Here is a 20,764-nt window from a genome sequence, read left to right as displayed (position 1 = left end):
ATAGAGCAAGCGAGGGCCGGCTGGAACGGCCCCTCGATACAACAAGAGGTCTTACGACGATGGCAATGATAAAGACGGGAAGGATGCCGGGTGCGGCGATGGTGCGAGCGGCCGCGACGACGATGCTGGCGGCGATGACGCTGGCGGGTCTGGGCGCATGCAGTTCCGGGCCTGCGCTATTCACCAGCGATGGCCGTCCGACGCAGCAGATCAGCTGCAATGGCGGCAGTTTCGTCGAATGCCAGCGCCGTGCGCAAGTGGCTTGTGGGGACGGCGGCTATGACACGTTAAGTCAACAAACCGGTCAGCAGAACACGATGGTCATCGCGTGCAAGCGAATCCAGCGCAGCTACTGATCAAGAGGGACGCGCCGGAACGCGGTTCGTGAAAGAGCGAAACGCGTCTCGCATGCGCGTAGCGTGCCGCTGCTATCCGAACAGGACGGGGGCGAGGCCTTTTCACGTTATCCGCCACGCAGGCGTTCGCGCCTGCGTGGGCATCTGCTTAGTGGGCGCTCAGGCAATCTTTCATGAATGCCTTGCGCGCATCGCCGGTCTTGCCTTTGGCATCGGCATTACAGCTCTTCATCTTGTCCTGCTGTGTCGGCTTGGGGGCGACCGAGGGCTTCGACGACAGGCAGCTCTTCATGAACGCCTTGCGCTGATCGCCTTTCATATTCCCGTCGGACGCTTGCTTGTTGCAGGTCGCCATTTTCGTTTGCTGCGCGTTTTGCGCCACGGCCGCGGGGGCGGTGCTCGCCAGGCCGAGCGCAAGTCCCAGGCTCAGCGCGGTCATCGCCAACGTCTTGCGTGAACCGGTCCGACAGGGCGCGTTGGCACTGGACGAAAACAATGTGGCATTGCGTTGCAGTTTCATGCTGGTGCTCTCTCCAAGGGGAAATGGAATCGACATCCGACCCTTGCATGATACGCCCGCCCCCTGTCCACCGAGTCGCCGGTATCGTGCTGCAATTCCTCATTGCGCAGACAGCCGGGAGGCGGTAACTCCGGGGAATATCCCTCCGCCGCGTGAAAGAGACCGCGAACGTTGCGAGATCGCCAGCAATGGATATTTGTCGTCTATAAATTCGCGTTTGCCCGGTGTCGTCTGCTACCATTTGCGTGATCGCTACGCTTGTTCGCGCCAGCGTCGGCACGTTGGAACACCGGGCGTGGCTTACCATGCTGGCTACTGCTGATTTGCAATTCCCATGTCTGTCGTCCATTCCCGCCAAGTTGTTTCGCCTTACCCGGCCAATGCGCGCCCGTGCGGCGTGCATGGCCGGCGGCGTGCGCCTGCGCATGGCCTGGCGACGGTCGTGGCGTCCTTGGCAAGTGTCGCCGGGTTGGCGGCATTGCTGACGGGGGCGGCAAGCGCGTTCGCCGCCGAGCCATTGCATGCCACCAGGACGCGTCATGCTGCAACGCACCATCACGCCGGTATGACAGCCGCGGAACGCACACATGCAAGCCGCACGGTGCATCGTCAGGCCGGCTCGCGTCAGGCGGCATCACCTGCCGCGGGACATGTGGTACGTGCCACCCGGGCCAATCACGCCGCCAAAGACGATGCCGCGCGCGCGTCCGTCTCGAAGGTGCCCTCGGGCACGCTGCCCGTTCAGGACGCGGTATCGGTCTGTATCGCCTCGCTGAATCGAGATATGCGTAATAACAAACGCTACGACCGGCTGATCCAGTTGGATCGCTATGTAATTCGCGCCCGGGTGCAGCACGAGGATGCGGTTTTCAGCGTGGTGCAGCCGGTGCCGGTGGATACCACGGTGATGATCAAGGGGTCCGCACGGGTTCGAGGTCACTGGCAGTGGCAGCCCGTCATCACCCGCTGCGGCCTGCATAACGGCAAGGTCGTGGCCACGTCGATCGAACCGCGCACGGCACCGGCGCCGCTGCCACCGGGCGAGGAACGTGAGCGCCGGCCAGGCGTCGATTATGTCGAGCGTTTCACGCCCATGCGTCACGCCTGATCGCTCCGGTGGCCCGCGCCGAAGCGCGGTTTGCGCGTTTCTCAACAGGCGTGATCCCGAAGTGTCGGTAGAATCCCCAGGTACCTGACCGTGAATCCGTCGTGCGGACCTTTGCGCTAGCGAGGCGGCACGACGGCACGTGTCATGCCGTCCAGGAGAGTCCGCCGCACGATGTTCCGTTCCTTGTTCCGCCCTTTCTCGTTTTTGCGGCAATGGCGTGCCGCGCGTCACGAGCGCCAGTTATTCGAATTGTTGTCCCATGCCGAGTGGGATGCGCCACTGGCTGTCCGAAATCAATGGCTGATCGATGTCGTGCGTTGGCTGCGTCGCACCTCGGTGCCAAAGAACCCGACTGGCGCGACGGGCCACGGCGAGGTTGGCGGCGCCGAGACCATGGCAGAACGGGCGGAGCAGGAAGAGATCACCGACACGTCGGCAACCGACGCCAGCGACGACACGGTCCGCAGTTGGCCCCAGCATGTGCGGCTGCGCTTCCTGTTGCGCACGCTTGCCCAGCATCCGGACTGGCGCCGTAATGTCTCGCGTTTGCTCCGGGCGACGCTGGCGGAGGGCGACGCCATTTCGATGCTATGCGACACCGGGATGCCGACGCGTTCCGGCTTCTGGGGCGCGCTGACCGAGCGCATCGGTGCATCGTGGATTCCGCCGGCGCCAAACACCCGTGATCTGTCGGCGCTGGTCATTTTGATGTTCGGCGACGATCAGCCGGATCGTCAGGCGCGGCGAATGCGTAAAGCGGCCGCGCCAAGATTTTCTCGTACCTGGGGCTGGCGCGGCCGGTGGGGGCGACGCGATGATCCAACGCCCTCGCGGCTCGACGATGCGGCCTGGATCGACGCGCTGCCCGCTGAACTGCTGCAAGGCCTGTTCGCGTTGCTGCATGACCCGGACGCCGACGAAGTCGCGCGCGTTGCCTACGCCGATGCATTGCTGGCCGCGATGCACAACCTCTGCTACCAGATAGGCTCCACCGGCTTGTCTCCGGCGGTGCGCTCGCGGCTGAGTGAAGTCCGTATCCGGGCGCTGCCGTTCTATCAGCTCGGCCCGGTGATGCAGGCCGTGGAGGCCGCCGATGCCCATACGCGGGATAAGGAGCCGTTGGCCCCATCCGCCTCCGGGGAGGCATCGACGGTGACCGATCGCGGCGTTGAAGGCGACGCCAACGCCAACGCATCGTCGCGCGCCAACGGCATGGACGACACCCGCGCCGCGACCATTCATCTTGCCGCCGCGCAACACATCGCCGCGGCAACCGATGCGCGCCGATCGGCGCAGTCGACGTTGCTGCAGGAAGTGAACGTCCTTCGGGCGTTGCTCGACGATTGCCATGCGGCGATCACCGAGCTGTATGCACACCTGGATGCGAACGGCGTGAGCGTCGAGGTGGTCTATCAAGTCGAGCGCATGCGTGCACGTCTGGTACGCCTCGAGCGGCTGCTGGACGCCTGGCTTGCCGAAAATCCGCTTGCCGCACAGGCCAGCCTTTTCGCGGACCTCGTTCGGGCGGTACGTGCGCGTCAAAGCGTCGGCCACCTCATCCGCGTCAACTTTGCCTTGCTTGCCCGCAAGATGATCGAAAGTTGTGCGCAGACAGGGGATCATTACATCGCACGCGACCGCGCCGAGTATCGCAAGATGCTATGGATGGCGAGCGGCGGTGGCGCGCTGACGATGTTCACCGTTTATATCAAATTCTTTGTCACCGGCGCGCACTGGGCGCCGATGGTCGAAGGAACGCTGGCCGGTCTGAATTACGCGATCAGCTTCGTGCTGATGCACTTCCTGCATTTCACGCTGGCGACGAAACAACCGGCGATGACGGCGCCGGCGATTGCCGCACGGCTAGAGGATACGGGCACGCCGGAAGGCATGGACGCATTCGCGACCGACGTGATCGCGCTGATGCGCACCCAGGCCGCGGCCGTCTTTGGCAATCTGGCGCTGGTGTTTCCGCTGTGCCTGTTGGCGCAACTCGGCTGGGCGCATCTGACGCATGGTGGTCATTTGATTTCCCCCGCGAAAGCCGAAGCCACGTTGCGATCGTTTTCACTGCTGGGTCCCACGCCGATCTATGCGGCGATGACCGGGGTGCTGCTCTGGTTGTCGGGGCTGATCGCCGGTTGGGCCGAAAACTGGTTTGCCTTGCATCGCCTGGCGGATGTGCTGTACTACAACCGCCGCCTGCGGACCTTGACCGGTGAGCGCGGCGCCGCGCATATTGCGGGATTTTGGCGTCGTAATTTTTCCGGTATCGTCAGCAATCTGTCATTGGGCATGATGCTCGGTATCGTTCCGGCCGTCATGGGCGCGTTCGCGTTGCCGTTCGAAGTGCGTCACGTCACGCTTTCCACCGGTTCGATCGCCGCGGCGATTGGCGTGTTGGGGCCGAAGGTGTTGCATGACGCTGCCTTGTGGTGGGCCGTTGCCGGGACGGCGATCATGGCTGTTTTGAACGTGGCGGTCAGTTTCTTCCTCGCATTCCAGATGGCGTTGCGTTCGCGCACGAGTTTGCCCGTGGACAAGGTAGAAATTTACCGCGCAATACGGCGTCGGTTGGTGCTTCATCCCTGGTCATTGTTGTTTCCACCCGCAACGTGATGAATGATTGGAATGTGGGATGAATTGGCTGCATACGATGTTGTCGTCGTGATACGTCACCGCGGTGGTCGTAAAAATGGTAATTTGCTGAAAGATTGTTGGTGGCAACCACGTCCAGGGCGTGGCTGTATTCGTCTTGGCGGCATGCGAGGCGCTCTGGTTCATCAAACTGACAACAAGAATCGAGCATGGACCTGATTCACGCGATGCGTGTCTTCGCACGAGTGGCGGATGCGCAAAGCTTCACGCGCGCGGCGGAACAACTCGACGTATCGGTACCCGTGGTGACGCGAAGCATCGCCGCGCTGGAGCAGCATCTGGGCGTGCGGTTATTCCAGCGTACGACACGACGCGTTTCGCTTACCGATACCGGTCAATCGTATCTGGAAGGATGCCGGGCGGTCCTGATGCAGATCGAGGATATTGAGACGACGGTGGCGCGTACGTCGAGCGAAACGCGTGGCAGCCTGCGCGTGGCGGCCTCCACTGGTTTTGCACTGACACGTCTTGCGCCGGTATTCGCGGCATTCCAGCTTCGTTTTCCCAGCATTGCATTGCAAGTGTCGTTGATGGATCGGCCCGTCGATATCGTCGATGAAGGCTTCGATGTCGGCCTGGTCGCGGACCATATGGTCAAATCCGAGACCTTGATCATGCGAGAGCTGGCAGCGCTGCCCCGTATTCCTGTCGCGTCGCCCGCCTACCTCAGCCGTGCCGGGACGCCGATTACGCCACAGGACCTGGAAGCGCACGCATTCCTGGCGCCAAGCAGCGATATGCGCAGCCATCAATGGACATTCGGGGATGGACAACAGCACTGGCGTGTGCACCTGACGCCCACGCTATCGGCTAATTCGAGCATGTTTTTACACGCGCTCACGCTCGAAGGAACGGGCTTTTCGATCTTGCCGCAAACGTTGGTCGAGCGCGATCTGCGCAGCGGTGCGTTACAGAGACTGCTGGCGCCGACGACCGTTGAAGATGGTGAAGTCTCGGTGTTCCTTGTCTATCCAAGTAGACGTTATATCAATCGCCGAGTGCGGACGTTCATTGATCACATCGCGGAAAGCTTCGGCGATACCCACGATACGTCGCGATTACACGGCGCGCTGCCCGATGAGGACGCAGACGATATCCAAGGCCAGCGTGAAACACACCGCTGATCGTCGCCACGGTTACTTCGCCGCCGCGGAGGCGACGTGCGGATCGTCGTCGAGCGACACGTCGCGGGCACCAAAACGTTGTGCCAGGACCGAGCAGATCATCAGTTGAATCTGGTGGAACAGCATCAACGGCAGCACGATCGTGCCTGCGCCGCCGGGCATGCCGGCAAACAGCACTTTGGCCATTGGCACGCCGGCCGCCAGGCTCTTCTTCGAGCCACAGAACATGATGGTGATCTGGTCCGGCTTTGAAAAGCCCAGCCTGCGGCCCGCGATTGTCGTCAGTCCCAGTGCGATGCCCAACAACACCAGATTGACCACGACCAGGCCAGCGATTGCCGACAATGGAATCTGGTGCCATAGCCCACCGATCACCGCCGCGCTGAATGCGCTATAGACAGTGAGGATAATCGAGCTGTTATCGACGATCTTCAGCATCCCACGATGCCGGCCGACCCACTCGCCAATCCACGTCCGGGCGATCTGACCCGCGGCGAAGGGCACCAGCAGTTGCAGGACAATGCTGCCGATCATATGCAGCGCATTGCCACCGCCGCCGTGCGTTTGCAGGATCAAGCCCGCCAGCAGCGGCGTGATGAAGATGCCCAGCACGCTCGACGCCGAGGCGGCACAGACCGCGGCAGGCACATTCCCTTTTGCAATCGATGTCAGTGCAATTGACGACTGCACCGTCGAGGGAAGCATGCATGTGTACATGACGCCAACGTATAACGCCGGTGTAACCAACGGGAGCAACACCGGCTTCAACACAATGGCGAGCAGCGGAAACACGATAAATGTGCTGCACAGGATCGACACATGCAGGCGCCAGTGCGTCAGCGCGGCAACCAGCGCTTCGCGCGACAGTTTCGCGCCGTGGAGGAAAAACAGGATGACAATCGCGAGCGTGGTCAGGTGGCTGAAGATCGGGGCGAAAATGCCGCGCGCCGGCAGGAAACTGGCAAGCGCAACCGTGCCGACGAGCGACAACGTGAAATTATCGGGAAGAAAGCGCGGGCGAGCCATGTCAAGTCTCAATGCGAGCGAATGAAAGCCGTATTGAAACGCGTGCCTACTAAAATGGCAAATTCATTTTTTGGCGCTATTCATGCGTTATTGATATGAATAATCGACTACGTATAAGGACTGTGCGTGGAAGACATGTGCATTGTCTGTGTTACACGAAGTTACAACCGGGCGGCCACGCTAACATCTTGCCCCTCGACAGTAATGGGGCTGCCGCTTACATTGAGGGCACGTGTCAGGGTCGGGTAACAGACCTTTCACGATTTTGGGTTATTGATATGCGAGTCATGTATTTTTAACGCGATGCCGCGCAATAAATCATTGTTTTGAAGTCGGCTTCATTTCCGCAGTTTGCTATGCCCACCGCACTTCGTCGCTCTAAATCGCTGCCGGCGTTACTCGCTGTGTTTGCCGTGCTCGTCGTCATTGCAACGATTGCCGCTGTGCTCATCAGTAATGTAATGCCGTCGCGTCATGCGCAAACGAGCAGTGATGGTACCGATGACATGACGTCGGGGGTCGGCCGGGCATCCCGCATCGCGGCGGTTACGCCGTTGTCACGTCCCGGTGCCTCGGGCGTGACAAAATCAGACACCGACACCGACACCGACACCGACACCGATATCGGCGCTACACCCGGCGATACAGCTTCCAGCGCGTCGACACTATCCGCGTCCGGATCGGCGGCGACCACCGATGTGCTGCCTGCATCCGATGCCCAATCCGCCAATGCCGCGGGCATGCGGCATTCGCATTTGCGGGCGGCCATGCATCGTCCGGCGGTCGACTCCGACAGCATGCGCTCGGGCGGTACGTTGCGCGCGGATATTGCCCGTTACAATGCGGAGCGCCATTCAGGTCACCGTCCGGGGGTATTGCATGCCGCGAGCGTACCGAACGTCCATTCGCTCTGGGACGAGATTCCCGGCCCGATGTCCGACGTGTATCGGAATTGACGTCTCGCCCGGCATGTGTGGGGCCGCCTAGCTTTTTATGCCCACCAATCGGTCAAGCGTTTCCCGATACTCCGTAGCCAGCCGGTTGACGAGCGTTTCCACTGGCGGCATATCGCCGATGGCGGCAACGCTCTGACCCGCGCCCCAGATATCCTTCCATGCCTTGCCTTGTTCGTTGTTGAGGCGCAGCGCCCCGGGTCTCCCCTGTACATCGTCAAGATCGATGCCACCGCGAATCAGACTGTCTTTTAAATAATTGCCTAGCACTCCGGTGACGCGATCGGTGTAGACGATGTCATCTGTCGACGCGGCGACGACCGCCTGCTTGTATGCCTCCGCGGCGTTCGCTTCCTGTGTCGCGATGAATCGCGTCCCCATATAAGCCATGTCCGCACCCAATGCCTGTGCCGCGACGATGGCGCCGCCGCTTGCAATCGCACCGGACAGGATGATGAATCCATCCGGATAGAATTGGCGGATCTCCGCCACCAACGCAAAAGGAGAGAGCCGGCCCGCATGTCCACCGGCACCGCTGGCGACGACGATCAGTCCGTCCACGCCCGCTTCCAGCGCTTTTTTTGCGTGCTTTGCGTGGATGACATCATGCAGCACGATACCGCCGTACCCGTGCACCTCATCAACCAGTTCCTTCGGTGGTGCGCCGAGGCTCGTGATCAGGATCTTTACCTTATGTGCGATGCAGACGGCTGCATCTTCCGCCTGCCGCTCATTTGAGCCGTGAATGATCAAGTTGACCGCATACGGCGCACATTTCTCGACGCCGGGATAGGGTTCCGTGGTCTCTTGTGCGATACGCTTGAGCCAGGCATCCAACTCGGGCTGTGGACGCGCGTTCAACGCGGGAAACGCGCCGACGATGCCGGCGCGGCATTGCGCTATGACGAGTTCCGGATAGCTGACGGTGAACATCGGCGCGGCGATGAGCGGTAGGCGTATGTGCTGCAACAGCGAGGGGATGGCCATGACGGCGCTCTCCGAGACCGATCGTGCGATGAGATTGCGGCGCCCGGCGTGTCCTTCACCGTCGCGTGCGACGCGGCAGTGGTGGTGCGTACCGAATCCATGAAATAGCACGATCGTGCGTTAATGGGCGTTCGCAGTATAGCCCGGCGGTCCGACCTTGTCGAAGAGGCGGCGCTCAAATGCGTTGCCTCGCGAATCATCGATCGATGGGAACTTTCCGGAGGATGCGCGGTCTTACAGATATCGCAAGACGCGATGACGCTGATCACGTCGATAATTACGCCGTTCTATTCAGAGCGGCTTTTTTTTTGCGCGCGGGGCATGGCATGCGTACTTTCGACGCAAGCCAGCAAGCCAAATACGCGACTACCTTATTACAACGACCCGGCGCTGGTGGCGACTTCGGCGGATCGCGGCTTGATGAGTACCTTCGCCGTTGCGCTCAGCACGGTCTGCTCGCGCTGGTTCGTGACCGTGCCTTCGAGTGTGGTGAGATCACCATTCAACTCGTTCTTCCAGAAGGCATCCACCACGGTCCAGGTCATCGTCAGCGTGTCGCCGGCAATGACGGGCCGATGCACCTTGATGGCGAAGTCCTGCAGCAGCGGTTGCGCGAATTTGGCGAAGTGTGCGGTCACCGTCGCCAGGAAATAGGCGGTGGGTTGCGAGCCCGACGCGAGGATGTTCGGGAAGCCGGCAGCCTTGGCGGCCGATTCGTCGTGATGCAGCGGATGCATGTCATCGACATGCTCCGCATAGAGGCGAATGTCTTGCGGCGCCAGACGCTGAACCTTCGAAAAAACGTCGCCGATCATGACAATGCGTGACATAAGAAGCGTACCTCACTCTGGGTGTCGGGGGTCAGGGTAACGGCAACGCGTGCTAAGCAAACCGGCATCCTTGATTTGCATTCTGCGCCGCCGATATCAAACTGGCCAACGAAAATTGACTAGGCGTTTCCCGTTTGACCCTATGCCTGAGGCAAGAACACGACAGTCATACCGTATGTCGATTCACATGCTTCCTCTTGCTGCAGCAAGCGCCGTGCACGGTGCTGGAAAATGGGCCGTAACGCGCAACACATGCGGCCGCAAGCGCATCCTGAGCGGGTGCTCGAACAGCCATGCAACAGGAGTCGCCATATCGACTGGTGAGTGACTTTTTCGTCAACGGCGTTCTGCCAGGTCGATCACCGGCGCGTTCGTCCAACGAGCCAGCGTCGCGCCGTCTAGCTGGAACACGGCATGCGGGTGGCCTGCCGCGGCCCAAATTGTGTCCAGGGCCATCAAGTCGGCATCGATCAAGACCACCGGTTCGATGGCATGGCCGATTGGGCATACGCCCCCGATGGCGTAGCCGGTCGCGTCGCGGACAAAGCGGGCGTCGGCGCGACCGATCGCGCCGACTTGCGCGGTGACTTTGCGCTCGTCCACGCGATTGATGCCGCTTGCGACAACCAACACGGGGCGGTCGTCTTCCAGACGTCGGAAGATGATCGATTTCGCGATATTGGCGACCTCGCAACCCAGGGCCTGCGCGGCTTCCGCCGAGGTGCGCCCGGTTTGCGGCAACATGACGACGGGATGGGGATGCGCAAACCTTGCCAGCAATGCGGCAACCCGTTGCGCCGATGGCGGCAACGACGGTATCTCGGTTGGTTCCGTCGATGTGGCCGATGCCGGACTGCCTGGTCGGGCCGGCATCGCTTCAGCGGCGGAACCGTGCGTCACCTCGAGTCCATTCTCTTCCAAGGCTGATTTTGCAAGCGGTTGTTGCGGCGCCGACGGTGCCTGCGCCTGGATACTGCTATCCGTCATATCCTCTCCTGCCGTGCTCTCTGCGTTCCATTCGATGTGACCTCATTGTAGGCCCAGCCGGACAGCGATGCAGTAACGTCAATATCGGCATGGGATTTGGCATCACGCCGCGGGCCGGCGCAACATCAATGATGTTCGGATCGTTCGTTGGGCGAATGCCAGACCACGGCGTCGTCGATGGCATAGAGCTGGCAGCGGGTTTCGCTGTTACGCTGGCAGTTATCAAGGGCAACGGCGATAGGGTCGTCGCCGCCTTCGGCCCACGACCACGCCCCGACTGACGAGATGGCGAATGCGCGGCTGGGATATCGCGTGAGAAATGTGCGATAGCCGTTGCGGCCTTCTTCGTCGAGATAGGGCACCGCATCGACATCATCGAGCGCCGCGAAATGGCTAGGCGCCGGCCGATGGACCGCCGGCGTTCGTTCGCAGACGGTATCGGGCATGCCGATACTGACCAGAAAACGGTCCACGGCCGGCCACCAGATCGCGACGCCGTCACGATCGCCCACTAGTCGATGGGCATTGTCCTTGTAGGCACCGAAGTCGACGAACGCCACTTGACCACCCGAGTCGCGATAGCCATCACGTAAGCGCCGTGCCAGGTCGATCGGCCAGTTCTGATCGTTATCGCCATAGAGCCAAAGGGAAGGCAACGGCGCGCGTGTGCCGAAGTGGGTGAAAGCGGCCACAAGCGATTGCTGCCAGCTATCGCACAGTGCTTGCCGCAATCCGCCCGAAAAGTTGATGAGTCCCCTTACGCCCGTGGCGGGATGCATGCCATACGCGATGGTGGCCAGGCCGCCTTGCGAGGCGCCTGCCACCAGCACGCGTGACGTGTCGGCATCTGGCTGGGTGTGCAGCCAGTCCACCGCGGCGGCCACATCCACGGCTTGCTGTTCGCCGATGCCGGTGATATCACATGGCGTTTCAGTGTAGGTGCCATCGGAACGGGCGAATCCTTCACGATTCGGCACGACCACCAGATAACCGCGCCGCACGAATTCGCGGGCGAAGGCCAACGGTCGCGCGCGTAGCTGTTCACGTGGGTCGATGGGTTCCTTGCCATGGTTGAACACGACAACCGGGAATGGGCCGCTGCCTTCCGGTTTGAAGACAGTCGTCTCGAGCGTCTTGCCGGTCGTACCTACCGGTACGCGGACAACGGTTTCGTTCATGCCGGGCGGCAGCAGCGGCAGGAGCGTGAGCGGTGTGTCACTCTCGGTGACCGCGCTGGGGACCGACTGCACGGCAGCCGGTGCCGACGCCGTATCGACGGTCGATGCGGACTGTGACGGAACCGGTGTGTGCGGCAACGATTGCCTTGGGCGCGTCGCCACGCCGCTGGCGGGTCCACGCACTCCGGCGGCACTGCGTCCGCGCTCGAAACCACCCGGAACGGTGACCAGCGCGACGCGTTTCACCAGGACGGCCGCCGACGCGGGGCGTGATGGATGCGCTTGCGTGTCCGGCGGTGTGGGCGCTTCGGCGCGCGTAACTGCTGGCGCTGCCAGCAGCAACACGCCCAGCGCCGCACTGAACCAACGGCGCGTCACTCCTGTCCAGGCGGGAGACCCGCGAAATCGACGGACTCCGGATGGTCGCTACCCAGTCCACCGATGGTCTTGACGCAGGCGTCATGGCGCGGCGCGATATCGGCAGGTGACGAAACCGTCATGCCCAGGTCCCGCAAGCGGCCATCATGGACGCCGTACGTCCAGCCATGCATCGTCAGCGGCTGGCCGCGCTGCCAGGCGTCGAGCACGATATTCGTATTGCAGACATGGACTACCTGTTCCATCGTGTTCAACTCGACCAGGCGTCGGTGGCGGGCCGCGCCGAGTGGCCATCGCTCCAGCAGGTCAGCATGCTTGTCGCGGACATCCTGAACGTGCCGCAACCAGTTATCGGCCAGCCCGACCCGTGCGCCCGTCATCGCCGCGCGCACGCCTGAACAGCCGTAATGACCCACTACCACGATGTGCCGGATCTTCAACACATCCACCGCGAACTGGATCACGGACAAGCAATTCAGATCCGACGGCACCACGACATTCGCGATATTCCGGTGAACAAACACCTCGCCAGGCGGCAGGCCGATGATTTCATTGGCCGGTACACGCGAATCGGAGCAGCCAATCCACAGCAGTTCCGGCGACTGCTGGTCCGCCAGCCGGGCGAAGTATCCGGGGTCCGACGCGATCATGCGGTCGACCCACTCCCGGTTGTTCTCGAAGAGGTAGTTCAGTGTCGCCTTGGTGCCGCCATCCGCGTCGTCGCCCGGTGGGGTGCAGCAGGGCGGCACCCCGGGCGTGTCCGCCCCGGTGGCGAGGAGGGGCGGTGTGCCGGTATCGGCGTCGGAGCGGCGATAGGTCATGTTTTATCCTGTGCCGCACGGTCAATGGTCAATGGTCCAGGTACGGCGTTGTTAAATTGTAGCGCCATTGCCGGTGCTTGCCGATGAGCGCTGGAACGGTCCGAGATCCGATATGCCGGAGGGCCGCGGCAGGAGCCCAGGGAATGGATCGTCTACAATGCCACAGCAACCTCTCACTTTCCCGATGATGAAACCTAGCGAACGCGAACTCGATTACTGTTTCGGCGACACGTTGCCGCCGCCCGGCACCGCGTTCGAGGTGGCGCCGGGGGTGCATTGGGTGCGGATGCCCCTGCCTTTTGCGTTGGACCACATCAACCTGTGGGTCATCAACGACCCCTACAATCCAGGTGACGGCAACGCCGCGGCGGAAGGCGAGACCGATGCGGCGCCGGGTTGGACCATCATCGATGCCGGCATCGGCAGCGACATCACGCACGGGCATTGGGAAAGCGTCTTCGATGGTCTGTTGGACGGCAAGCCGGTGCATCGCGTGTTGTGCACCCATTTCCATCCGGATCATTTCGGCTCGGCGCACTGGTTGTGCGAGGGCGGTGCGCGGCACCGCTGGCAGGCCCGGCTGTGGATGACGGTGGGGGAATACGCCACCGGCCGCTTGCTGGCACAGACCAGCGCCAGCACCGGCAGTGGCGGTGTTGCCGCCGCGGAGCATATGCGCCGTCACGGTTTCGACGATAAGGTGGCGCTCGAACAGATCGCCCATCGCGCGGCCTATTACCCCACTTTGGTGCCGTCCGTGCCGCCGCGGTTCCGGCGGATGCGCGAGCATGACCAGATCATGATGCACGGCGTGACCTGGCGGGTCATCATCGGACAGGGACATTCGCCAGAGCATGCGGCGTTGTATAGCGACAAGCGCAATATCCTGATCGCCGGCGATATGGTGCTGCCCCGGATCTCGACCAATGTCTCGGTCTTCGATACGGAACCCGAAGGCGATCCGTTGGGCGACTTTCTGACGTCGCTGGGCCGCTACGACGATCTGCCCGCCGATGTGCTGGTCCTGCCATCGCACGGCAAGCCGTTCCGAGGATTGCATCCGCGCCTTCGGCAATTGCGTGAGCATCACCGCGCGCGGCTTGGCGAGGTGATCGAGGCCTGTTCGCATGCGCCGCGCAGCGCCGCCGATATCGTCCCGATCATGTTCCCGCGCGCGTTGGACACACACCAGATGACGTTTGCGCTGGGTGAGGCACTGGCGCACTTGAACCATCTGTGGCTGCGCAACGCATTACGGCGCGAGGTTGGCGCGGACGACGTCTATCGGTTCACGACCCGCTGAAGCGATCTGGCGCCGATGCGGAGCGTCGGCGCCACCATCGATATCGATCAGTTCACGTTGACGGCGTCGAAGTGGACGCGGCCGAATGGACTGACCTGATAGCCGCTGACATCACTGCGCGTGATGGCGGACGCCACCGGATAACCCAGGGGAATCCACAACGCTTCATCGTGGATCTTCTTCTGCGCGTCGATATACAGCTTGGTGCGGGTCGCGACGTTATCGGTCGTTTTCGCATCGGCGATATCCTTCTCCAGCGCATCATTGCAATAGCGCGCGAAGTTGATGCCCGACTGCACCGAGGCGCAAGCGAACTGCGGTGTCAGGAAGTTGTCCGGATCACCGTTGTCACCCGCCCACCCCATGAACAGCAGGTCGTGCTGGCCTTGTTTGGCGTCGCGTATCAGTTCACCCCATTCCACTATCTTGACCTCGGCTTTTACGCCGATTTTCGCGAGATCGGCCTGCAGCAGCTCCGCGCCCACCTTGGGGTTCGGGTTCAGCACGCTGCCGGTCGGGCGCGTCCAGATCGTTGTGGAGAAGCCGTTCGGGTAGCCTGCTTCGGCGAGCAATTGCTTGGCCTTCGCGACATCATGCGGATAGGCCTTCAGTTGCTTGTCATAGCTCCAGGTGTTCGGCGGATAGGGATTGACGGCTGGCGTGGCCATATCGTCGAATACCGTCTTCAGGTACGTCGATCGGTCGAACGCCATGTTCAGCGCCTGGCGCACCTTCGGATTGTCGAGCGGTTTGTGCTGCGTGTTCAACGCGACAAAGGCGGTCATGAATGCCGGGGTTTGCACGACCTTGAGCGCATGATCTTTCGCGGCATCCTGGACGTCCTGCGGCTTTGGCGACAGGGCAATCTGGCACTCGCCGGCCTTGACCTTCTGCACGCGCACCGCGGCATCCGGCGTGATCGAATAGATCAGGCGATCGACTTTCGGTTTCGTGCCCCAGTACGCCTTGTTCACGTCGTAGCGGATCACGGCGTCCTTCGTGTAGCTGCGCAATTGGAACGGGCCCGTGCCTACCGGCTTTTCGTTCATCTGTGCGGTCTGGTTCGCCTTCAGCAACTGGTCCGCGTACTCGGCCGAGTAGATCGATGCGAAGCCCATCGTCAGCACCGACAGGAACACGGCGTTCGGCTGCGTCAGTGTGAAGCGCACCGTATGCGCGTCCACCTTGTCAACCGACTTGACCAGCTTTTCAAGGCCCATCGAGTGCGCATGCGGGAAGCCGCTGGCGCCGGCAACCTTGTGCCAGGGATTGCTGTCGTCGAGCATCCGGCTGAAGGTGAAGACGACGTCGTCGGCATCGAATGCGCGCGTCGGCTTGAACCAGTCGGTGGTCTGGAACGCCACGTTCGGACGCAAATGGAAGGTGTAGGTCAGGCCATCCGGGCTGACGGTCCAGCTGCTCGCAAGCGCCGGCACCACCTTGTGCTGGCTTTCATCGTATTTGACCAGGCCGTCGAAGACCACGTCCGCCGACGCGTTCGTCGTGGTCAAGGCATTGAATTGGACGACATCGAAACCATCGGGACTGGCTTCCGTACAAACGGTCAACGGTTTCGCCGATGCCACACCGGGGAGGATCAGCGCGGCTGCCAATAACGCGGCGGGCGCGGCGCACGAGAAAAGACGCATACAGACTCCAGAGCGATTGATAAACGTAATGGTGCCGGACAAGGTGTTCTTGGCCCTCGCGCGGCGCATCGCGCATTGGCGCGTCACGCGCAGGGGGCACTCTCGGACGTTTATTGTCTTACGATTTTATAACCGCCGTGAAAGATTATCTCTTTCGGTCTTATTTCCTCCAGATGGATTAGCGCGGTACCCGGGGCTTGTGGGGGGCGCGTGCGAACGCCGCATCGTAGAGCCAGCGAGGCAGGATATGCAGCACCATCGCCACCAGCCGCATGGGCCAGGGCAGGACGGTGAACCGGCGTTTTTTCAGGATCGCGTCCACCGCGCCGCGAGCAAAGGCGTCCGGTGCCATCAGGAAAGGCATCGGATAAGGATTGCCATCGGTCATCGGCGTGCGAATATATCCTGGCGCAATGGTCACCACCGCCACGCCCGCACGCCGGCATTCCACGCGCAGGCTTTCGAGATAGCGCAGCGCCGCCGCTTTCGAGGCGCTGTATGCGCCCGCGCCCGGCAGGCCGCGCACCCCGGCCACGCTGGCGATGCCGACCAGCGTTCCGCTGCGCGCCAGGCGCATCGGGCTGACGAAAGGCTCGAACGTCGCCACCATGCCGAGATAGTTGACGGCCATCACCCGCGCAAAGGCGTCGAGGTCGCCCATGCCGGTCACCGATCCTTGGCTGATGCCGGCATTGGCGATAACGATGTCCGGCAGACCGAAGCGGGTGGTGAAGTCTTCGGCGGCGTCTCGTAGCGCATCGGTATCGGTCACGTCGAGCACATACGGCACCACTTGTACGTGCGGATGCGTGTGCGCGAATTCGTCCAGGAGGTCGGCACGGCGCGCAACGAGCGCCAGGACGGTCCGGTCGGGCACTGCGGCATGCGTCGCGCCGGTGGCGTCGGGCGAACGGGTGGACTGCGCCGCGCGCTGTGCGCCTTCGTCGGGGGCAAGGGGGGATGCGTATTCTGACGCCGATCCGTCGTGCGAGGCGGCGTTGGACGGAGAAACAGGGGGGTGGTGGCGCGCCCGGCGAGCGAATTCCTCGGCCAGCGCCCATCCCAACCCGCTCGAAGCACCGGTGAGGAAGACTTTCATATAGGGAGCAGCGGATCAATAATACGATCCGCCTAGCTTACCCTTGTTCGAGCGGGTGAAACGCGGAACCGCATGGAACGATGTGCGTCCGTCGGAAGACGCCGCCCGACAGACCATGCCCGCGGTTGTTGTTTACATCTTCTTGGCGCGAATTTGCGCATCAAGCCAGTCCATGACCTTGATCGTGCCGTCCAGGCTTTGCGTCTGCGCCGGCGAGGTCACATATTTCCCCTGGATCACGACAGTCGGGACCCCTTCTATCTGGTAGCTGTTCATCATGTCGGTGTCACGCTTCAACGCCGATTGCACCGAGAACGAGTTGTACGTGGCCAGATACTTTTTCGGGTCCACGCCCTGCGTCGCGAGGAACTTTGCTTGCGCGTCAGGCGTCAGCAGGTAGTCCTTCTTGACATGGATTTCCTCGAAAACCTTCGGCGTCAACGTCGACTCGAGGCCCATCGCCACCAGTGCGTGGTACATCAGCGAGTGCGGCTTGAACTGGTCGTTGAATGCTACCGGGATGCGATGGAACACGACGTCATCGCCCTTCGCCTTGGCCCATTTCTCGATGAACGGTTCGAACGCGAAGCAATGCGGACAACCGTACCAGAAAAATTCGATGACTTCGATCTTGCCCGCAGGCGCATCCACGGGCTGTGCTTTCGACAGTACCGAGTAATCCTTGTTCAGCACCGGCGCATCCGGCGACGCATGCGCGGCATTGGCGATCAGTCCAATGGACAGAAACAACGCGCCAAGAAGTCTTTTCATCTGAGTCCAGTTCCAAATTGATCAAGGGAAGGGCGAACACCGCCGGCAATCCAGGCTGAGCGGTTCCTGCAACGTCGCAGAGTATAGTCAGGCACGCTTAAACGTGCCTGAAACGACGCGTTTGCGTGTGTCACTGCTGGCTGAAGCGGAACACCGTGGTGTCAAAGCCTTGGTTCGTCAACGCGCGGCGCACCTTGTTCGCCTGATCCAGCGTGGAGAACGGACCCACGCGCACGCGGTAGTACGTCGTCGAGCCGCTGACGCCCTTCGATACGGTGGCTTCCTGGCCCAGCATCGCCAGGTTGGCGCGCTGCTGTTGCGCCGCATCGGCGGTACGGTAAGCGCCTACCTGCAGCATATAGCCGGTGTTCGATTGCCCTGGTGTCTCGGGCGTTGCCGGGGCCGCGGGTTGCTGCGCGACTGCTGGTTGCGAGGGCGTGGCGGGCTGGGCCGGCGTATTCGGCTTCGGCGGCTCGCTCCCCCATACGGTAGGCGATTGTTGCGATGGCGCTGGCCCGGCCGGTGTCGACGACGGTGCCGGTGCGTTTGGCATCTCGACGATTTTCGGCTCGTCCAATAAACCCGTCGAGGGGTTCGCCGGTTGGCCCGGCGCCGTGTTCGGCGGGGTAGGTTGCGCCGCGGATGGGGGCAGCGCCGGGCTGGTGGCGCTGGCACCGGCTGCCGGCTGGTTTTTGGCCACGAACGGGGTGGGTGAACGTGTAATGTACAGTGCGACCACCACGGCGATCGCCAGCCCGACGATGAGTCCGAGTATCACGCCCAGAAGGGTGCCGCCATGCTGCTTGGTCGTCTTTGCGGGCGACCGACGTTGCTTGCTTGCCATCTGATATCCCTACAGTGTTGATCCAGCGGTGCGGGCAGTCGTGCACGCCTCGCGCGCGGACTGCCCGCACCGCCCCTGTTCCTTACATCTTTTGCGGCGCCGACACGCCCAGCACCGCGAGCCCCTTCGCCAGTACCACACGCGTGGCTGCCAGCAAGGCAAGGCGCGCGTGCTTGACCGTCGTATCATCCACCAATACACGATCTGTGTTGTAGAACGAATGGAAATCGCCGGCCAGATCGCGCAGGTAGAACGCCAGCGCGTGCGGCGCCAGATCCGCCGCGGCCCGGCTCAGCATATCCGGATATTCGGCGAGCCGTTGCAGCAGGTCCTTGGCGCGGTCGCTGTTCAACGGCGCCAGATCAGCCGGCGACAGAGAGGAAAGCGTGGTCACATCGCCTCCCGATTCGGTCCACGTGGTCAGGATCGAGCTGATCCGGGCGTGCGCGTACTGCACGTAATACACCGGATTCTCGTCATTCTGCTTCAGCGCGAGATCCACGTCGAACACGAATTCGGTATCCGCCTTCCGCGAAATCAGAAAGAACCGTACCGCATCGCGGCCCCGGCGGATCACCTCCTGGTCCGCCGTGATGCCCGCGCTGCCTTTGTCGGCATCGACGCCGACGCCACCCGACCATTCGATCAGGTCGCGCACGGTCACATAGCTGCCGGCCCGCTTCGAGATCTTCACTTCCTGGCCGTTGCGCATCACGGTGACCATCTTGTGCAGCACATAGTCGGGATAGCCTTCAGGAATGCCGATCGCCAGCGCCTGCAGGCCCGCTCGCACGCGGGCGATGGTGCCGTGATGGTCGGAGCCCTGGATGTTGATGACCTTCGTGAAGCCGCGCTCCCACTTCGCCTCGTGATAGGCGACATCGGGCAGGAAATAGGTGTACGTGCCGTCGGTCTTGCGCATCACGCGATCTTTGTCGTCGCCGTAGTCGGTCGTGCGCAGCCAGAGGGCGTCGCCTTCCTCGAACGTCTTGCCGCTGTCGACCAGACGCTTTACCGTACGGTCCACGCGGCCATCGGCATAGAGCGACGACTCCAGGTAGTAGCAATTGAACGACACGCCAAACGCCTGCAGGTCGATATCCTGCTCATGCCGCAGGTAAGCCACGGCAAACCGACGAATGGACTCCAGATCCTCGATGTCACCGGCGCCTTCTACCGGGTCGCCATCCTTCGCGGACACTGTTGCACGCGCTACGTAGTCCCGCGCGATGTCGCCGATATAGTCGCCGTTATAGGCCGACGCCGGCCATTGCGCATCACCCGGCTTCAGTCCTCGTGCGCGTGCCTGCACTGAAAGCGCCAGCGTCTGAATCTGCACGCCGGCATCGTTGTAGTAAAACTCGCGCCAGACGTCCCAGCCTTGCGTCTGCATCAAGTTCGCAAGCGCATCCCCGAGGGCGGCCTGTCGGCCATGGCCGACATGCAACGGTCCCGTGGGATTGGCCGAGACAAACTCGAGCAGGACACGCTCCCCGTTATGGGTGTCGCTGTGGCCGAAGGTCTCCGGCGATTGCAGGACTGCGTTCACCACCGCGTGCCGCGCGCCGTCGGCCAGCCGGAAATTGATGAAGCCGGGACCAGCCACCTCGGCGCTGGCCAGCAGCTTCTCGGCCCGCGGGTCGGCCATGACGGCGGCGACGATGCGCTCCGCCAACTGGCGCGGATTGGCGCGCAACGGCTTGGCGATCTGCATGGCGACATTGCAGGCGATATCGCCGTGCGCGGCCGCTTTGGGTCGTTCCAGGACGATTGCCGGGGCGTGAAACGCGGGCACTGTCGTGGCGGCGTCGTGCGCGGCCGACGCGGCATCGCCACCGACGGTCGCGGTCGCTTGCGACAGCATGTTTTGAAGCAAAAGTGAATGTTCGGGCAGCATTGTTGGAGTCCTGTGAAGCCGGGTAGCGTGGGCTGTTGGCGACGATTCCATTACGAAATATAACGACGGTCGGCGATGAGGTCCGACTACGTGGGCGCAATGTTTACGTAACGATTACGGCAAAGACAGCGCGCGGTTGCGAGATTTTAGCAGGTGCTATGATGGGCTCCAGGCGCTTCCTGTTCTGGGATGCCGGGGGCGGGATCGGCCGTGGCGTGGTGAGTCATGGTTCGCGAACGGGGAAGCGGTAGTGTAGAAAAGAAAAAACGAAGGAG

Annotated in this window: 18 protein-coding genes; 6 read left to right on the top strand and 12 right to left on the bottom strand. The window is 62.1% G+C overall.

What is annotated here, in order from left to right:
• Positions 1 to 59: 59 nt before the first annotated feature.
• Positions 60 to 356 carry a hypothetical protein gene (locus SJQ66_RS29480; protein WP_236693398.1) on the top strand — a complete coding sequence of 99 codons (297 nt, stop codon included), beginning with the start codon at positions 60 to 62 and terminating at the stop codon, positions 354 to 356.
• Positions 357 to 504: 148 nt separating this feature from the next.
• On the opposite strand, the gene SJQ66_RS29475 is transcribed toward SJQ66_RS29480, so the two are convergent.
• Entirely contained in the window at positions 505 to 795 is a 291-nt protein-coding gene (locus tag SJQ66_RS29475) for a PsiF family protein (protein WP_046152444.1), read from the bottom strand.
• 415 nt (positions 796 to 1,210) lie between these two features.
• Between SJQ66_RS29475 and SJQ66_RS29470 the strand changes: the two genes are divergently transcribed.
• The 3 genes from SJQ66_RS29470 (at position 1,211) to SJQ66_RS29460 (ending at position 5,766) form a co-directional block, all read left to right on the top strand.
• Positions 1,211 to 1,984, top strand: coding sequence for a BspC domain-containing protein (locus SJQ66_RS29470; protein WP_024905168.1), 774 nt, complete (start codon positions 1,211 to 1,213; stop codon positions 1,982 to 1,984).
• A gap of 171 nt (positions 1,985 to 2,155) precedes the next feature.
• Positions 2,156 to 4,603: a site-specific recombinase gene (locus SJQ66_RS29465; protein ID WP_320534877.1), complete on the top strand. Its 2,448-nt coding sequence runs from the start codon at positions 2,156 to 2,158 to the stop codon at positions 4,601 to 4,603.
• 188 nt (positions 4,604 to 4,791) lie between these two features.
• Entirely contained in the window at positions 4,792 to 5,766 is a 975-nt protein-coding gene (locus SJQ66_RS29460; protein ID WP_024905166.1) for a LysR family transcriptional regulator, read from the top strand.
• A 12-nt stretch (positions 5,767 to 5,778) separates the two neighbouring features.
• On the opposite strand, the gene SJQ66_RS29455 is transcribed toward SJQ66_RS29460, so the two are convergent.
• Positions 5,779 to 6,792, bottom strand: a complete 1,014-nt coding sequence (locus tag SJQ66_RS29455; RefSeq protein ID WP_024905165.1) for a bile acid:sodium symporter family protein — start codon at positions 6,790 to 6,792, stop codon at positions 5,779 to 5,781.
• A 356-nt stretch (positions 6,793 to 7,148) separates the two neighbouring features.
• Here SJQ66_RS29455 and SJQ66_RS29450 point away from each other — a divergent pair, with 356 nt between their 5' ends.
• Positions 7,149 to 7,748: a hypothetical protein gene (locus SJQ66_RS29450; protein WP_320534876.1), complete on the top strand. Its 600-nt coding sequence runs from the start codon at positions 7,149 to 7,151 to the stop codon at positions 7,746 to 7,748.
• Between the two features lie 27 nt (positions 7,749 to 7,775).
• Here the strand turns inward: SJQ66_RS29450 and SJQ66_RS29445 are convergent, their stop codons facing one another.
• From SJQ66_RS29445 to can, 5 genes are all read right to left on the bottom strand, one after another.
• Positions 7,776 to 8,732 carry an NAD(P)H-dependent flavin oxidoreductase gene (locus SJQ66_RS29445; protein WP_253465894.1) on the bottom strand — a complete coding sequence of 319 codons (957 nt, stop codon included), beginning with the start codon at positions 8,730 to 8,732 and terminating at the stop codon, positions 7,776 to 7,778.
• Positions 8,733 to 9,106: 374 nt separating this feature from the next.
• Positions 9,107 to 9,562 (bottom strand): MaoC family dehydratase, encoded by a 456-nt coding sequence (locus tag SJQ66_RS29440; RefSeq protein WP_024905163.1) that lies wholly within the window; start codon positions 9,560 to 9,562, stop codon positions 9,107 to 9,109.
• A gap of 336 nt (positions 9,563 to 9,898) precedes the next feature.
• The gene (locus tag SJQ66_RS29435) at positions 9,899 to 10,435 is read right to left on the bottom strand and encodes a YbaK/EbsC family protein (RefSeq protein ID WP_320535403.1); all 537 of its coding nucleotides are present in this window, start codon (positions 10,433 to 10,435) and stop codon (positions 9,899 to 9,901) included.
• A 239-nt stretch (positions 10,436 to 10,674) separates the two neighbouring features.
• The gene (locus SJQ66_RS29430) at positions 10,675 to 12,105 is read right to left on the bottom strand and encodes an alpha/beta hydrolase family protein (protein ID WP_320534875.1); all 1,431 of its coding nucleotides are present in this window, start codon (positions 12,103 to 12,105) and stop codon (positions 10,675 to 10,677) included.
• Complete coding sequence (gene can / locus SJQ66_RS29425) at positions 12,102 to 12,926, bottom strand: carbonate dehydratase (RefSeq protein WP_320534874.1); 825 nt, start codon at positions 12,924 to 12,926, stop codon at positions 12,102 to 12,104. Before can ends, SJQ66_RS29430 begins: the two co-directional genes overlap by 4 nt.
• Before the next feature lie 187 nt (positions 12,927 to 13,113).
• Between can and SJQ66_RS29420 the strand changes: the two genes are divergently transcribed.
• The gene (locus SJQ66_RS29420) at positions 13,114 to 14,229 is read left to right on the top strand and encodes an MBL fold metallo-hydrolase (protein WP_320535402.1); all 1,116 of its coding nucleotides are present in this window, start codon (positions 13,114 to 13,116) and stop codon (positions 14,227 to 14,229) included.
• 47 nt (positions 14,230 to 14,276) lie between these two features.
• On the opposite strand, the gene SJQ66_RS29415 is transcribed toward SJQ66_RS29420, so the two are convergent.
• The 5 genes from SJQ66_RS29415 to argS all read right to left on the bottom strand — a co-directional run bounded on the left by SJQ66_RS29415 (position 14,277) and on the right by argS (position 20,489).
• Positions 14,277 to 15,878, bottom strand: a complete 1,602-nt coding sequence (locus SJQ66_RS29415) for an ABC transporter substrate-binding protein (protein ID WP_024905158.1) — start codon at positions 15,876 to 15,878, stop codon at positions 14,277 to 14,279.
• 178 nt (positions 15,879 to 16,056) lie between these two features.
• Complete coding sequence (locus SJQ66_RS29410; RefSeq protein ID WP_046152360.1) at positions 16,057 to 16,977, bottom strand: SDR family oxidoreductase; 921 nt, start codon at positions 16,975 to 16,977, stop codon at positions 16,057 to 16,059.
• Positions 16,978 to 17,109: 132 nt separating this feature from the next.
• Entirely contained in the window at positions 17,110 to 17,748 is a 639-nt protein-coding gene (locus SJQ66_RS29405) for a thiol:disulfide interchange protein DsbA/DsbL (protein WP_024905156.1), read from the bottom strand.
• Positions 17,749 to 17,878: 130 nt separating this feature from the next.
• Positions 17,879 to 18,592 carry an SPOR domain-containing protein gene (locus tag SJQ66_RS29400; protein WP_024905155.1) on the bottom strand — a complete coding sequence of 238 codons (714 nt, stop codon included), beginning with the start codon at positions 18,590 to 18,592 and terminating at the stop codon, positions 17,879 to 17,881.
• Between the two features lie 82 nt (positions 18,593 to 18,674).
• The gene (gene argS, locus SJQ66_RS29395; protein WP_024905154.1) at positions 18,675 to 20,489 is read right to left on the bottom strand and encodes an arginine--tRNA ligase; all 1,815 of its coding nucleotides are present in this window, start codon (positions 20,487 to 20,489) and stop codon (positions 18,675 to 18,677) included.
• Positions 20,490 to 20,764: the final 275 nt, after the last annotated feature.

The organism is Robbsia andropogonis (genome assembly GCF_034047095.1).
GTDB lineage: Bacteria > Pseudomonadota > Gammaproteobacteria > Burkholderiales > Burkholderiaceae > Robbsia > Robbsia andropogonis.
Note: the sequence above shows the minus strand (reverse complement) of the source record. Positions and strands in the feature narration are given on the sequence as shown.